We start from the raw sequence: 14,441 nt of genomic DNA, 5'->3' as shown, positions 1-14,441 counted from the left end.
GCACAGCCTGGCACTTCACGAACGTAGCACAAAGAGATGAATGAAGACGTTCGCACCCAGTGTACTTCCGCGAACGTCGCAATAACGACAGGATTATCGGTTCATTTTCTCAAGTATTACCGACAATTGAGTAAAATTGTCATGAAGCTTCTGACGATCCTCTGCAGACAAAGTATCCAGACGCTCGCGGAGCTGATCTTCCATATGTCTTTTTTTATCCCTGAGAAACGAGGTGCCTTCCTCCGTGAGCTGAACGAGAGTGATGCGGCGGTCTTCCGCCTTTTTTGTTTTTTCGAGAAGGCCGTGCTCGATAAGTTTCCGGACGAGAGGGGTGAGGTTCGATTTTTTGATCGACAGCTTCTGAGCGACTGTCTTCATCGGAACGGCTCCCTCCTGCTCGATGATGTGGAGGATGTGAACGTGGGTCGGGTGCAGGTCACTCTCCTGAAACGGCTGGATATCTCCGAACAGTTTCTTCGGCAAGGCCGGAAGTACACTCAGAATACGGTCGACGAGTTCGTTATCGGTTGCCATATATAGGATGCTCCTTTCTTTTTGACTTTTGACGGGCAAAAGTGGATAATAATTAATAGTTATTATATCATAACTATTTACGTTCAGGGGGAGTAATTATGAGTAACCCGATCATTTCTGTAAAAGATCTCACGAAAACATATAAACAGACCGAAGCGGTGAAAGCTATCAACTTCGAAGTGGAAGAAGGAGAGATTTTCGGTTTTCTCGGTCCGAACGGGGCGGGGAAAAGTACGACCATCAATATGATCTGTACGATGCTTAAACCGACATCCGGAAGCATTACAATCAACGGATATGATGTCAAAAAGGATAAAGATAAGGTGCGTGCGAGCATCGGTATCATTTTCCAGGAAAATACGCTTGATGAAAAACTGACGGCCAATGAAAACCTGATGCTCCACTGCCGTTTTTATAAAGTTCCGAAAGACAAGCGTCAGGAACGCATCCGGGAAGTCCTTGAAATCGTCGATCTGGTAGAAGTAAGTAAGCAGCGGGTCGAAACGTTTTCCGGAGGGATGAAGCGTCGCCTGGAAATCGCTCGCGGGCTGCTGCATTATCCGAAAGTGCTGTTTCTCGATGAGCCGACGGTCGGACTCGATCCACAGACGCGTTCCCATTTGTGGGAGTATATATTGAAGCTGAAAAAGAAAGAGGGCATTACGATGTTCCTCACTACGCATTACCTTGATGAAGCGGAAATCAGTGACCGCGTCGCCATTATGGACCAGGGGGACATCATCGCGATAGATTCTCCGACGGCGCTCAAGGATCAGCTCGGCGGAGATATGATCGAACTTTCGACGGAAGATAATGATCAGGCGCTCAGGGAAATTGATGAAAAGGTAAGTGGAGCGGAAGTGAGCGTGGAAGGCGACACGATTCATTTGAAAGTCGAAAGCAGTGACGCGTTCATTTCCTCCTTCATCAAAACGTTGGAGATTCCGATCACCAGACTCAATATCCGGAAACCGACGCTCAATGATGTATTTCTCGCTTTCACCGGAAGAAAAATCGGGGACGCGAAAGAATAGGAGGGGTAGATATGGAAGGTATACTTGCGATTTGGCAAAGGGATTTGACGAAATTTTTCCGGGACCGGGCCCGTCTGATCGGTTCGTTCTCGATGCCGATATTGTTTCTGCTGATTTTCGGCGGAGGAATGAGCGGTTCGATGGAAACGATGATGGCCGGGAATATGCCGGAAGGGACAGAAGGGTTCAACTATGTGGAATTCGTATTTCCGGGAATTGTAGCGATGACCCTTTTGATGACGTCGATTTTCTCGGCGATGTCCGTCATCGAGGATAAGGATTTCGGTTATATGAAAGAGATTCTCGTATCGCCGATTTCCCGTGTCAGCATCGCGATCGGGAAGATGCTGGGGGCGGCGACGATTGCGACCATCCAGGGGATCATCCTGTTTTTTCTCATTCCGTTCCTCGGATTGTCCTACAATATCATGGCACTGGTCCAGGTCATTCCGTTCATGTTCCTGCTCGGGTGTGCTCTGTCAGGACTCGGGCTGTTGTTTGCCAGTATCATCCGGTCGACGCAAGGGTTCCAGTTGACGGTACAGATCCTCGTCATGCCGATGATTTTCCTTTCAGGGGCGTTGTTTCCAGTCAGTAATATGCCGGCCTGGATGGACGTAGTGGTTAAAATCAACCCGGTCACGTACGGGGTGGATGTAATGAAAAAAATTATGATCGATGTAGAAAATATACCGGCACCTGTGCTTGATGCGATGGGACTAAACCTTACCGTGCTCGGGCAGGAAGTGACGATGTTCGCGGAAGTTCTTTTCATCGCAGGGTTCGCAGCGGTACTTGTACTGTTTGCGACATTCAGCTTCCAGCGGGCGAATGCCTGAGGACTTCAAGAAACGCAGTCGATATATCGGCTGCGTTTTTCTAATGGATTATTTATATTGGTATGTACACATAGGGAACGAAAGGAAAATACATTGAAAGAAGAGGAGATATTCAAGAACTACCGAATGTCTCCCCTTTATTACTCTATATAGAAATTTCGTTTCTATAAATAAATTTTCTCCTCAGCAATTCATGTTATCGCTCACTAAGTTTAGAAAATAATACGTCTTTCTACTGAGGATTATGCTTGTGCGAGTATTGCCAATAGGAGTTTTTCATTTTTCTTTGTCTAGCTGCATCCTCCAGAAGCTCGTAGGATAAGTGGTCAGCCCTGTTTCGAGAAAATTCGCTCGAAGCCAAGCCCGTCCACTTATCCTATAGCTTCTAAGCAGGAGGACTCCGCTTTTCTTTGTCCAGTTGCGACGCCCAAAAGCCCGTAATATAAGCGACTAACCCTGTCTCGGGTAAGAACACCCGAATCCAGGCTCACCCGCTTATATTAGAGCTTCTGAACGGGCGTCTCCACTTTTCATTTGTTCCACGTGAAACGTTCAAAAGAGATAAGGACCCACATAAACGGTCATGAATAGTACGTGGAGTCCGATAAAGTAAGCGACTCTTCCGGGGATGCTCCACCATTTTTCCATCCCTGAGACTTTCACTATTCCGAAGGCCACGAGAGAAAAGCCTATGATCAACACGAACGGGCTGCCCGGGAAACCGAGAAACTCCGGCAATTCAGCAAGGACCTGAGATTTGAATAAATGCTGATGAAACAGCAAAGCTACTGCCGTATAGAAAGCCACCGATACGTAAAAGGACCATTCTTTTTCATCATCGAACGGGTTACGACGCCGGAACATCCAGGCTCCTATCAGGAGAAGGGGAGGCGCGTACCAGAGTACGGTGAGAAATATCGTCATCAACCCTGTCGTCAGCATAGATAGGGTTTTTCCGGCGGTACGGAGGAGGGTGTCTCCTGTGATGGCCGGAGCAGGGAACGATTCGTGTTCATCGGATGCCGCCATGAAAACGGTGTTCGTGTCCGCTCCGATATCGAGCCATGCGACCATCCCATCATTCACCATCTCAGGATTCACGGATAAACGTGGAGTATTGCTGAGTCTGGTGATCGAAAGGCTTCCGTTCTCGGTGGTCCCTTCATATATGTTGAATGCTTCTGTACCCCCTGTTTTCGTTTCCGTATACCCTTGAGCCCGGAAAAGGAAGGTAGGTAGGCCGTTTTTCGAGAAAACAAGGAGATCCTCCACTTCCTGAAGAGAGGAGCCCTCCACCTGCGGGTCGGGAAAACTTATGGATACCAAAGGGGTACCGTCTCCTTCTTCTTCGGTAAGGAAAAAACTCTTCTCCCCGGAAGATCGGGTGAAGGCCGGGACAGCACTGACTAGAAGTTTGGCGCTCCCGTTCTGAACAAGGGGATACACCTCCTCCATTTTAAGAGAAGGCGAGAGTTCGATGTCCATTTCTTCAAGAACAGATATCTTCTCCCCGTTCCTTTGATAGACCGTAGTGAAAATATCATTATCTTCCGCTTCGCTGATGGAAACAACCAGTCCTTCTTCGGAGTCATAAGCTTGTAAGGAAGAGGAATCGGAAACATTTTCCGCTATGATCGTCGTCTCAAGCGTATCTCCATCCATATACCTAGCTGTTTGTTCTTCCACGTAGACGACTCCGTTTTCTGTAGGAAGGAAGACTTCGGAGCGGGCCAGCTGTTCTTCAGTATCGGACCGGTACAACCCCCCTCCGGCGTAATAGATCGAGTATGTATTTCCTGTAAAAACTTCGGCCCCTTTCGTGCTTTGAACAGGTATACTCTTCTCTTTCGTACTGTTCAGTCCCTCGTCGTAGGTATGGAGATTCAAGGCATCATCCGTGAAATGGGCTAGTCGTACACCTTCATCTGTCTGTTTCCCATCCAGCCCGGAGCGCACGGTAGATGTGGCTATCTGCGCTTCCCGGCTCCAGGAGTCGGAAGGAGGCGTGGAAGCTTCCTGATAATTTTGAAATGCTAAGAATGCGATGCCGATCATGACTACCAAGAGCGGCAGGGTCCAGTATTTTTTCACTTTTTTACCTCCTGTGGTGTTGCGCCGAAATAGACCGAAATAAATAGGTAGGGACGATTCTGAGTTCCTACTAGTGTAATACGATGAACTGGGAAGAAAGTTTCAATATTATGTAATTTTATGAATGAGTTTGACGGGAGGTGATGTTATCTTCTTTATCCCAGCATAAAGGGTACTCCCGATTCAGGAAACGTTATTTAAAGAAGTTAGTACGTTTTATTGTCGGGAGCGGTACTTTTTAATGATTCCCGAGTGGAAATCGATATTGCAATAATAGCATCCAACCTAAAGTCAAGTACGTTTTTCAAGTGTGGACAAATAAATGGAGACCCCTGAATATACACGTCGATATTTCAGAACATTACAATTATAATAGAGTTATCAAATATTGGAAAGGATGGATATCGGATGAATAGAACGACAGAGTTGGCGCTTGGGATTATTGGGGGGCTTATCGGGTTCGGAGGAGCATTCTTCGCTTTATTCATAGGTTCTGTCGATGCAGCATTCAACGAGACGAGTGAAATCGGCGGATTGGGAGTCAGCGCATTTTTATTCAGCAGTCTGGCCCTCATCGGTGCCATTCTCGTAAAATTCAAAGCGAAACTTGGGGGATGGATTATGCTGATCAGTGGAATAGCCATTCTTATTTCCATCAGTCTGTTTGGAGTAATACCGGCTCTTCTCCTTGTACCCGCAGGCTTGATGGGCATTCTTCGTAAAGAGAAAACGCAGCAGACTGCTGCCTGAGAGGGGAAAACTTATGAAAAAATTGATGGTCTTTATTGTCTTGATAGGGTTAGTTTTTCTCGCAGCTTGCGGCTCCGGGGAAGATATGGCGGGTGAGACGACTGGCAGTGAATCGGAAAATGAGTCCTCCGAAACAGAAGAAGTGCAGGCGGATGAAGCTGGAGACAAGCCGGAGGAGCAGGAAGAAGAAGTGAATGTATCCTTGGAAATTACAGCTCAGACAGGTGGAGCTTGGAAAGATTCGATAGATTCGGTCTGGATTCACTCTTCTGCAGTACTTGAGAATACCGGAAATACACCGGTCACCGTAGGGGAAGTACAGATGAATTTTCAGGATGAAGAAGGAACGGTGCTCGGAACAGATAGCATGAATTACACCACTCCGGATATACTTATGCCGGGGGAGAAAGCTTTCGTATCTCAGACGACTACCTTGGATGCTGTAACCGATCCTGCAGAATATACCCAAACCACTTATAATTTTGAATATGAAGAAGCCTCTGCTGATGCGGACCCTAACCTGATGGAAGTGTCCGGCGTGAATCATAGTGCTGGAGATGAGTACATCCCTTATCGTGTTACGGGCACAGTAACCAACACCACTGGGGAGATGCAGGATGATATCAGGATTGCAGCGGCGCTCTATGCGGAAGACGGCTCGCTGCTTGGAGTACTGAACGAGAGTCTGACGGTCAGTGTGAACGACGGAAGTGAAGCAGGGTTCGAATTGACCTATCCGGAGATCCCTCCTGAGCATGCCGGTCAGGTTGCAAACGTAGAAGTGAAAGCATTTGGCTGGGATTGGGGTTTCTAGAATTAAATTTAACCTGAAAAAGAAGCAATCGGCCTCTGGCCCGATTGCTTCTTCTCTTAGTCAGACTGTTTTTCTCAATTCTTTTTCTGATACTGCCTGTTTCGCAGTCAGAATGCTTACGACGAACATCACAGCAAAAGAGGCCAACGAGCTGAAGAACATAGCCAGGTAAATGTTCGCAATCAGGTTCATACTCGTGAACAGGACATACATGGATGCTCCTGTAATGAGAGCAGCGATGGCTCCGTAGTTATTGCCCCGACTCCAGATATATCCGAGGCTGATCGGCGCGAGGATTCCTGAGAGAATCGCCGAGAAGCTGAACTGGATCAGAATCGACAGGGAATCCGGACGCTCGAGGGAGAAGTAAAGCGACAGCATCCCGATGATAACGAGCGATCCTTTGGCAACGTTCAGTGCTCTTTTATCCAGCTGGGCCGGCGTAAGTGTTTTCTTCGACAAAAATGGAGCGACGACGCGATACAGATCGTTCCCGATGCTGGTCGTAATCCCGAGATACAGGCTGTCCGTACTCGACAGAATCGCGGAAACGATTCCGACGATCATAAGCGTGGCAATGACAGCAGGGAACGCTTCGATGATATACATCGGAATAGCCGCATCAGCACTCTGCAGGGCTGGGAAAAGAACACGGGCGCCCAGGCCGCCGAGCACCATGAGTGTCGAAATGACAAAAAGCACGATACCCGCTGAAAGAGTGAACGGCGCCAATTCTTTTTCCGTCTCGATCGAAAGTACTTTGTTCAGGAGGTGCGGCATCAGAACGAAACTGAATAACAGAAACTGAACAGCCATGATGGCGAGCACACTGTTGTAAGGTCCACTGTTTGCGACAGCTGAGGTCAAGTCCGGGTTGATGGAAGCGAGCTGACTGGTCAGTTCACCGAACACATTCCATCCGCCACCGATGGTCCATAAAAAGGAGAGGGCAACGAACACGGAAGTGATAGCCATGAAAATCCCCTGGATACCATCCGTCACGATTTGCGCGTAAGCTCCGCCGAGGCCGATGTACAGAATGGTGATTGTTACTCCGATGACGGTTTCAAAAATCGTTGCAAGGCCGACGTTTTGGCCGACGATATAATAGACGTTGAATAAAATAAGCAAAGAGACGAGAGCCTGAAGCGCTTTGGAGTTATACCGTTTTCCGAGCCACTCCGGAAGCGTCGAGACACGGCCAAAGTCTCTGCCGTAACACCAAAAGGTTTTAGCGAAGAGAAGGAGAGCCAACCATGATACGCCGAAACAGCCGAGCGTGTACCAGAGTACCGCGGTGCCGTACTGATAGGCGAGGCCCGGCACCCCGATGAACAGGTTAGCACTGGCATAGGAAGTTGCGAAGCTCGCCCCGACGAGCCAGGGGTTCACTTTGCCGCGGGCGCGACCTCAACTTCCCGAATCTCTCGTTGGTCGATTCGGGTGATTTTCGGTTCGTGCTAGTCCCGCAGGCGTTCCCACCCTTTTGCTCTTACGTTCAACCGTTAAATGAATCTAATAAAAAAACCTCTCCTGAAAGTTAAGAAGAGGTTCGTCTCGACTTATCTTCCAGGGTTTCTCCTGCTGGATTTAGTACCTTATCGTTCTGATAGGTTGCCGGGCATCGTAGGGCCAGTCCCTCCGCCGCTCTGGATAAGTTATCATATGAAATTAAAAATCTCTCTAACGAATTAAGTAGAGAGGCAAGAAAGCTAAGTTTCTCTTATCTTCCCGAGCCTTGAAGCTCAGTAGGATTTGGCACCTTGCTACATATGTAGCGGTTGCCGGGTTTCGCAGGGCCAGTCCCTCCACCTCTCTGGATAAGAATACGTCCGTTATTTAATTAATGACAATCATAGCAAGGGAGAGTTTTTATGTTAATGACGAATGAAAGAAAAGTCAGAAAATTTAATCGGATCAGTGAGTGTAAGGATGGTATCTCTGCTATTTTCCTTTAGAAAAAAGAATCCCCGTGGAAGGGAACATACTTGTTCCTTGGCACGGGGGTTCTTTGTTTTTCTTTTATAAAATGGCGTTCAGTGATCCAAAAATAGAGGGGACCCTAAGATTAGCTCCTCTTTAACTGAAATCAGGAGTTACGTGTTCTGATAAGCGAGATTCTGAGCTGCTTTCTTCACGTCTTCGAGACCTTCATTCACGATGGATTCCGCTTCAGCAGGATTCGCATTGTGGCCTTCGATGACGACTTCTTCTCTGATATCCATACCGAAATGCATGCCGAAGATATTACGGACATAATTTACGGCCATCTCAACCGGCTGCATCTCCGGAGCGGAGTAATTGCCGCCACGGGCGTTCAGCATGATGACGCGTTTGTCGGTGAGAAGCGGCTGGTGCTGGCCTTCCGGCGTATAGCGGAAAGAAAATCCTGCTTCCGCGAGATAGTCGATGAACGTCTGCATCTTCGCAGGAACGGTGAAGTTCCAGAGCGGGAATGCGAGTACGACGACGTCCGCGTCACTGATCAGGTCTTTCGCTTTCTGTTTCGCCTGGAGTAGACGGGATTCCGTGTCGTTCAATTCGACGCCTTCCTGCATTTTGCCGAGGGCGCTGAAGAGATCCTGGCCGAAATAAGGCATATCCTCTTCGAAAAGGTCATACGTGTTTATATTCAGTTCCTCGTTCTGTTCTATTTGTTCGAGGAACGTGTTGTACATTCTTGTGGAAATTCCATCTGGTCTGTTATTTGCTTTAACTACTAATACGTTCATATTATCTTCCTCCTGTTCTGTAAGTCACAACGACTATTGTAATAGTTTCTGAAATCTCGAATCCAACATTTCATATGGGGAAAACGTTTTCTTCTCCAGAAAGAGTAATAAGTAATGGTTTTGTTCAAACAATTCCCTTTTTAACGGGGGTAAAAATGTGTGGATTGAATCTGATTCCAGTAAAAAAATATACAAAAGGAGGCACGCTGCATACGTGCCTCCTTTTGATATGTCAGGCTTGTTTCAGTTCTTTTAGTACTTCGGAAGGCTCTGCCCGATCTTTGTAATCCGCTTTCGTGTAATCGAAAATGATCGTGCCATCTGTGTTGATGATATACGTAGCGGAAACGGGAAGTTTCCACTCGTCATCCCCGTTGTGGTTATCTACGTCGAGGCCCTTGTTTTTGTAGACTTCAATCAGATAGTCCGGAAGCTGATAGACGAGATTATAGTCGGAAGTGACTTCGTTGCCGACGTCACTGAGTACGTGGTACTCCAGTTCGTTCTTTTCCTTCGTGGATAGAGACTGATCCGGTACTTCAGGACTCACCGCGATCAATTCTGCGCCTTCGTCATGGATGTCATCGATGATCTGCTGGTATTCGCGCAGTTCCATGTTACAGTAAGGGCACCATCCACCGCGATAGAAGGTGAGGATGACAGGTCCCTGCTTTAACTGATCATAAAGCTCGACCGTTTGCCCTTTGGCGTCCGGAAGTCTGAAATTAGGAGCTTTCTCTCCGGAATTCAATCCTTCGCCTTCCTCGGAATTCTCCAATTCTTCGATCGCTTTTTTCATCTTGTTCTGTGTATCCTGGTCTGCGTTCTTTTTGAACTTTTCGATATACTGATCGTACTTCTCGAGCATTTCCGTTTTCACGTGAATCTCTCCTTCATTTCAAAGCTCTGTTCAAGCCTATTTAAAAGTGTATGTTCACTGTAACTGATAGAGATGTACGAATAAAACAAACTGTTTCATCCGGTCTTCGTTAGGGATACAACAGAACGCACTACATTGATCGATCAAAACATTTCCTGTAAAATTAGTGCAACTTATTTCCAAAGTGTAGGGGTGATCAAATGACGAATGAACCGAGATTGATTTTAAATAATGATTCGAATAACTTATTCCAGGAGTTGAAAACATCGATCGAGACGTGCCGCTCTTTTTACTTCAGCGTCGCTTTCCTCAATTTCAGCGGCCTGCAGCTGCTGCTCGATACACTGAAAGAAGCGGAGACGGCAGGGACGAAAGGAAAAATTCTGACCTCTACATACTTGAATTTCACCGACCCGGAAGCGCTCAGGAAACTTCGTGAGTTCCCGGCGATCGAGTCGAAAGTGTTCGTTACTGATAAGACAGGTTTCCATACGAAAGCATACATATTCGAATATGACGATTTCTACAAGGTGATCATCGGCTCCTCGAACATTACGCAGCACGCGCTGAAGAGTAATATCGAGTGGAATGTGGAGATCATTTCAAAGGAAAAAGACACCTTCATGGACCGGGTGCTCGATGAATTCAATCAGCTATGGGCCAGGAGCCACGAGGTCGATGATAAATTTCTGCATGACTATGAAGAACTGGTCCGTAACTTGGAACAGACGGTGACCCGCCAGTCTCTCGTCTATGAAAAAAGCGCCTATGTGACACCGAACACGATGCAGACGAGAGCGATGGAAAATCTCGACCGTCTTCGCGGCATCGGGGAGGAAAAAGCGCTCGTCGTGGCGGCGACCGGAACCGGGAAGACGTACATGGCTGCTTTTGACGTGCGCCGGGAGCGGCCGAAGCGGTTGTTGTTTGTGGTACACCGCGAAGAGATTCTGCAGAAGGCGAAGGAGACGTTTGAGTATCTCTTACATAACTTCGACGTATCGTTCGGGCTGCTGACAGGCACACAGAAAGATTTTGAAGCGGAGTATCTGTTTGCGAATATCCGCACACTTCATAACTACTACGATTCGTTCGACCCGGACGCTTTCGATTACATTGTGTATGATGAGGCGCATCACGTGACGGCGCCGACCTATCAGGAAGTGTTCGAACACTTCGATGCCCCGTTCACACTCGGGATGACGGCGACGCCGGAGCGGGGAGACCAACAGTCGATTTTCGAACAGTTCGATCAGAACGTGGCGCTTGAAGTACGCCTCCATGACGCACTCGAAGACGATATCATCGTGCCTTTCCACTATTTCGGTGTAACGGATGTCGATAGCGTAGACCTGAGCGATGTATCCATCGATGACATTGATGAAATTACGAAACGTCTGAAGGTGAACGAACGGGTCGATTTCATCATTGATAAAATGAATTTCTACGGTTTCGACGGGGAGAAAAGAAAAGGGCTTGGCTTCTGCGCCAGCCTGGAGCACGCGAGATATATGGCAGCAGAGTTCACGAAGCGGGGGGTTCCGAGTCTTGCTCTTGACGGAAGTCATTCCGGCGAAGAGCGTCAGGAAGCGATCCGGCGTCTAGAAGCTGAGGAGGATCAGGTAGAATTCCTTTTTACGGTGGATATTTTCAACGAAGGGGTGGATATTCCATCGGTGAATACGGTGCTGATGCTCAGACCGACGAACTCGCCGATCATTTTCATACAGCAGCTCGGCCGGGGCTTACGTAAGCATGAGGGGAAAGAATTTTTGACGGTGCTCGATTTCATCGGCAATCACGCCAAAACCTTTCTTATCGCTATCGCGCTGAATGGCCAGCGTTACTATGACAAAGAGAGTCTGAAAGTCGCGATTTCGACAGGGTTCGTTCATCTGCCGGGAGCGACGCATATCGAGATGGACGAGATTTCAAAAGAACGGATCCTCACCCAGATCGATCAGGAATCGTTCATGTCGATGAAGTATTTGCGCGAGCAGTACCAGGAGTTCAAGCGCGTCCGTGCCGGCAATGTGCCTCACTGGCTGATGGATTACTACACGTATGAAAACGCCCCGGATCCGGTGTCGTTCATCAAAAAGAAGAGAACGTATCTGGAGTTTGTGGCTGCTGCAGAAAAGGATGATCATCTCAAAGTACTGACGGCGGATGAAACGTTTGAAAAAACACTCAAATGGCTGTCATCGATGCTGCCGCTGAAGCGGAGCTACGATTTTGTGGTGCTGCGTGCTCTCGTTCATAAACGCTTACTGACGATAGGAGAAGCGAAACAGGAGATGGAGAAGTGGGTCAAAGAGGTGCCTGAGGAGAGTGTGGATCACGCTTTCCGTTATGTGAATCAGGAATTTTTCGATTCCCGGGAACAGGAGCGGACGCCGAAACTAGTCTCTTTTGACGGAGAGGTGGCCGAACGCACGTTACTTTTCGATAAGTTGCTCGGAAAAGAAGAGTATCGCGCTTACTTGTTGGATGTACTCGAATATGGTCTGCTCCGGTATGAACGGGAATTTGGCAGCTACAATTATGGCTTGCCGCATTTCAAATTGTATGAGCAGTATCAGATGGCGGATGCCGCGTTGATGTCGAACTATCGGAAGAGCCATTCCGCTTTTCGCGGTTCGGGACTTTTGCAGAATGGGGACGACTACTTCTTGTTCGTCGATCTTCATAAAGAAGCGGATATCAAAGAAAGCATCAATTATAACGATAAGCTGATCAGCCGCACCCAGTTCCAGTGGGAAACACCGAACAGTACGACGCAAGGGTCGGAACGCGGGAAAAATATTCTTCATAACCGTGAACGTGGAATTCGGCTGCATCTCTTCCTCAGGAAGTATAAGCAGATCGAAAACGGGATTACCGAGCCGTATATTTATATCGGACAGGGGGATGCGTTTTCCTGGCAAGGGGAGCAGCCGATTGAAGTGCAGATGGAACTGCATCACCGGCTGCCTGAGCAGCTGTATACGGAACTTACCGAGAAGGTGTAAGTTCTTCGACAGCCGGGATATCTGCAGGTGCCCAGATGAGCGAATTCAAATTCTCACGCTTCAGCCAGATAAGGCGGGCATGTTCTTTCGGCTCGGGAGTTCCTGCTTGTAGGGTAGCTTTCAGGGCAATCAGCTCGATGATGAACGCATCGTACTCGTGAACGTTCCGGTTGAACACGTCTCCTGCCTGAATCGTACATCCGAGCTCTTCTTCGATTTCCCGTTCGAGCGCTTCCTGCAGGGACTCTTCTGTCTTTACTTTTCCACCGGGAAATTCCCACATATTCGGGATGCTCATGTCCGGGGCGCGCAGAGCGCAGAGGATTTCGTTTTTTTCGTTTTCTATGATGGCTGCAACGACTTTGACCTGTTTTTTCATCGAAGAAGTCCTCCTTATCTGATATGTATGTAAATCCTGATTATTACTTTTAAATTCAGACTATTATCAATTAACTACAAAGGCGAACCGCTTATAGAGTAGTTCGCCGTTTCTCTTAAAACTATTCGGTTTGTGTTTCTAACGGCGGTATTCTGTTGTAGTGGCTTCTAACCACACTACGATTTCATTAAACTCGACTTCCCTCTGTGCTACAGTTACGGTGAATTCCTCAATGTCCTCGTCATTAGGGATGAGCTTGCAGCCGTTCTTCTTCAGAAAAATATCAACGGAAGCAAGGGCCGTCCTTTTGTTTCCGTTATGGAAGCAATGATTTCTGGCTAAGGATTCGAACAGGGCGGCCGCTTTATCAACTAAGCGGGGATATGCCTCATCTCCGAAGGCACTCTGTTGTGGTCGATGAACCGCAGATTCGAGCATGTCTTGATCTTTGATACCAGCGTGCTCGCCGTCTCCATATTTTTTCATTATCATAAAGTGGATTAGAGCTACGTCTTTTGTTTTCAAATAAATGAAAGACATTTATCGATCCTTCAGGTTTTTGAATACCTGATCATGCTCATTGAGCGTTTCGCCGAGCATTTCGATCAGTTCTGTATCCACTTCATCTTCCCATTTCTTCTTTTTGTTCAAAATGATCTGATCCTCTTTGACTTCAAATTCTATTTCATCCCCTTTGGAGAGCCCTAAGGAATCAATGATGGACTTCGGTAAACCGACGCCAAGACTGTTTCCTGTTTGCACGACTTTTCGCGTTTCTTTTTTACGATCGGTCATTTCACTCATTTCGCAATATTCCCCTTTCCGGTTTATTAGTATTATGGATTTTTATACATGCGGATGTACTGATGTACTTACATATTAACATGAATAACTTAATTTTATAATGCTAGGCCACTGCGGCAGAGTTTCAATGATGGAAAGCGTTCTTAACTAGTTGGTCTGCTAAAGCCTACTGCTCGTTTTTAAAGCTTTAGGTGAACGCTTTCCACCCTTTCATGAACTGAAACGGGCTTTATTCGATTATATCCATTGGTACAATAACATCTGCATTCATGGAACGTTAGGCTACCTTACACCGGCAGCTTATCGCCGGAAACACCTTAACAAAATGGTCTAGTTTTGTGTTGACAATCCAGTAAGAGCGAAAAAATAGAGTGATTTATACTAAAGCGTAATAAGTGTGGATAGTTGCACAAGTTTTCTTGCTTATTGAATATTCACAGCAGTATGTTTCTCTCAAATTTCACAACCCTAGAAATATGGTTCTCCACAATGAAATGTGTTGATTTCTTCCTCTAACGTAGGATTCCTTTTTATTTCTAAGCTGGCGGACGACACTCCATACGGATCCGTAGG

At 47.2% G+C, this 14,441-nt stretch carries 14 protein-coding genes and 2 riboswitches; of the genes, 6 read left to right on the top strand and 8 right to left on the bottom strand.

What is annotated here, in order from left to right; genetic code table 11:
- Positions 1 to 93: 93 nt before the first annotated feature.
- Complete coding sequence (locus tag BW944_RS12695) at positions 94 to 534, bottom strand: MarR family winged helix-turn-helix transcriptional regulator (protein WP_076560274.1); 441 nt, start codon at positions 532 to 534, stop codon at positions 94 to 96.
- A gap of 98 nt (positions 535 to 632) precedes the next feature.
- Between BW944_RS12695 and BW944_RS12690 the strand changes: the two genes are divergently transcribed.
- Both BW944_RS12690 and BW944_RS12685 read left to right on the top strand, forming a co-directional pair.
- Entirely contained in the window at positions 633 to 1,568 is a 936-nt protein-coding gene (locus tag BW944_RS12690; RefSeq protein WP_076560272.1) for an ATP-binding cassette domain-containing protein, read from the top strand.
- 11 nt (positions 1,569 to 1,579) lie between these two features.
- Positions 1,580 to 2,407, top strand: a complete 828-nt coding sequence (locus tag BW944_RS12685) for an ABC transporter permease (RefSeq protein WP_076560269.1) — start codon at positions 1,580 to 1,582, stop codon at positions 2,405 to 2,407.
- A 552-nt stretch (positions 2,408 to 2,959) separates the two neighbouring features.
- Here BW944_RS12685 and BW944_RS12680 read toward each other — a convergent pair.
- Positions 2,960 to 4,498 carry a DUF4870 domain-containing protein gene (locus BW944_RS12680; protein WP_076560267.1) on the bottom strand — a complete coding sequence of 513 codons (1,539 nt, stop codon included), beginning with the start codon at positions 4,496 to 4,498 and terminating at the stop codon, positions 2,960 to 2,962.
- A 408-nt stretch (positions 4,499 to 4,906) separates the two neighbouring features.
- Here BW944_RS12680 and BW944_RS12675 point away from each other — a divergent pair, with 408 nt between their 5' ends.
- Entirely contained in the window at positions 4,907 to 5,248 is a 342-nt protein-coding gene (locus tag BW944_RS12675) for a hypothetical protein (protein ID WP_076560265.1), read from the top strand.
- 13 nt (positions 5,249 to 5,261) lie between these two features.
- The gene (locus BW944_RS12670; RefSeq protein WP_076560263.1) at positions 5,262 to 6,062 is read left to right on the top strand and encodes an FxLYD domain-containing protein; all 801 of its coding nucleotides are present in this window, start codon (positions 5,262 to 5,264) and stop codon (positions 6,060 to 6,062) included.
- Positions 6,063 to 6,122: 60 nt separating this feature from the next.
- Here the strand turns inward: BW944_RS12670 and BW944_RS12665 are convergent, their stop codons facing one another.
- The 3 genes from BW944_RS12665 to BW944_RS12655 form a co-directional block, all read right to left on the bottom strand.
- On the bottom strand, positions 6,123 to 7,454 hold the full coding sequence (locus BW944_RS12665) for a sodium:solute symporter family protein (RefSeq protein WP_084193753.1): 1,332 nt from the start codon (positions 7,452 to 7,454) through the stop codon (positions 6,123 to 6,125).
- A gap of 167 nt (positions 7,455 to 7,621) precedes the next feature.
- Positions 7,622 to 7,722, bottom strand: a riboswitch (SAM riboswitch).
- Between the two features lie 60 nt (positions 7,723 to 7,782).
- Positions 7,783 to 7,889, bottom strand: a riboswitch (SAM riboswitch).
- 269 nt (positions 7,890 to 8,158) lie between these two features.
- A complete protein-coding gene (locus tag BW944_RS12660) occupies positions 8,159 to 8,794 on the bottom strand; it encodes an FMN-dependent NADH-azoreductase (RefSeq protein WP_076560261.1) in 636 nt (211 codons plus the stop codon).
- A gap of 232 nt (positions 8,795 to 9,026) precedes the next feature.
- Positions 9,027 to 9,674: a peroxiredoxin-like family protein gene (locus BW944_RS12655; protein WP_084193752.1), complete on the bottom strand. Its 648-nt coding sequence runs from the start codon at positions 9,672 to 9,674 to the stop codon at positions 9,027 to 9,029.
- A 200-nt stretch (positions 9,675 to 9,874) separates the two neighbouring features.
- Between BW944_RS12655 and BW944_RS12650 the strand changes: the two genes are divergently transcribed.
- Positions 9,875 to 12,685: a DEAD/DEAH box helicase gene (locus BW944_RS12650; RefSeq protein WP_076560259.1), complete on the top strand. Its 2,811-nt coding sequence runs from the start codon at positions 9,875 to 9,877 to the stop codon at positions 12,683 to 12,685.
- Here BW944_RS12650 and BW944_RS12645 read toward each other — a convergent pair.
- The 3 genes from BW944_RS12645 to BW944_RS12635 all read right to left on the bottom strand — a co-directional run bounded on the left by BW944_RS12645 (position 12,669) and on the right by BW944_RS12635 (position 13,868).
- Positions 12,669 to 13,064, bottom strand: a complete 396-nt coding sequence (locus BW944_RS12645) for a (deoxy)nucleoside triphosphate pyrophosphohydrolase (RefSeq protein WP_076560257.1) — start codon at positions 13,062 to 13,064, stop codon at positions 12,669 to 12,671. The genes BW944_RS12650 and BW944_RS12645 overlap by 17 nt on opposite strands.
- Before the next feature lie 138 nt (positions 13,065 to 13,202).
- Positions 13,203 to 13,604 carry a type II toxin-antitoxin system death-on-curing family toxin gene (locus BW944_RS12640; protein WP_076560255.1) on the bottom strand — a complete coding sequence of 134 codons (402 nt, stop codon included), beginning with the start codon at positions 13,602 to 13,604 and terminating at the stop codon, positions 13,203 to 13,205.
- The gene (locus BW944_RS12635; RefSeq protein WP_076560253.1) at positions 13,605 to 13,868 is read right to left on the bottom strand and encodes an AbrB/MazE/SpoVT family DNA-binding domain-containing protein; all 264 of its coding nucleotides are present in this window, start codon (positions 13,866 to 13,868) and stop codon (positions 13,605 to 13,607) included. It lies immediately after the preceding gene.
- 169 nt (positions 13,869 to 14,037) lie between these two features.
- Between BW944_RS12635 and BW944_RS12630 the strand changes: the two genes are divergently transcribed.
- Complete coding sequence (locus tag BW944_RS12630; protein WP_084193756.1) at positions 14,038 to 14,202, top strand: IS3 family transposase; 165 nt, start codon at positions 14,038 to 14,040, stop codon at positions 14,200 to 14,202.
- The last annotated feature ends 239 nt before the right edge of the window (positions 14,203 to 14,441 follow it).

It is taken from the genome of Salimicrobium flavidum (assembly GCF_900156645.1).
GTDB classification, from domain to species: Bacteria; Bacillota; Bacilli; order Bacillales; family Halobacillaceae; genus Salimicrobium; species Salimicrobium flavidum.
Note: the sequence above shows the minus strand (reverse complement) of the source record. Positions and strands in the feature narration are given on the sequence as shown.

Coding starts and splice junctions, on each gene's coding strand:
- BW944_RS12695 (WP_076560274.1), bottom strand. CDS start 534: ATGGCAACCGATAACGAACTCGTCGACCGTATTCTGAGTGTACTTCCG.
- BW944_RS12690 (WP_076560272.1), top strand. CDS start 633: ATGAGTAACCCGATCATTTCTGTAAAAGATCTCACGAAAACATATAAA.
- BW944_RS12685 (WP_076560269.1), top strand. CDS start 1,580: ATGGAAGGTATACTTGCGATTTGGCAAAGGGATTTGACGAAATTTTTC.
- BW944_RS12675 (WP_076560265.1), top strand. CDS start 4,907: ATGAATAGAACGACAGAGTTGGCGCTTGGGATTATTGGGGGGCTTATC.
- BW944_RS12670 (WP_076560263.1), top strand. CDS start 5,262: ATGAAAAAATTGATGGTCTTTATTGTCTTGATAGGGTTAGTTTTTCTC.
- BW944_RS12660 (WP_076560261.1), bottom strand. CDS start 8,794: ATGAACGTATTAGTAGTTAAAGCAAATAACAGACCAGATGGAATTTCC.
- BW944_RS12650 (WP_076560259.1), top strand. CDS start 9,875: ATGACGAATGAACCGAGATTGATTTTAAATAATGATTCGAATAACTTA.
- BW944_RS12645 (WP_076560257.1), bottom strand. CDS start 13,064: ATGAAAAAACAGGTCAAAGTCGTTGCAGCCATCATAGAAAACGAAAAA.
- BW944_RS12640 (WP_076560255.1), bottom strand. CDS start 13,604: ATGTCTTTCATTTATTTGAAAACAAAAGACGTAGCTCTAATCCACTTT.
- BW944_RS12635 (WP_076560253.1), bottom strand. CDS start 13,868: ATGAGTGAAATGACCGATCGTAAAAAAGAAACGCGAAAAGTCGTGCAA.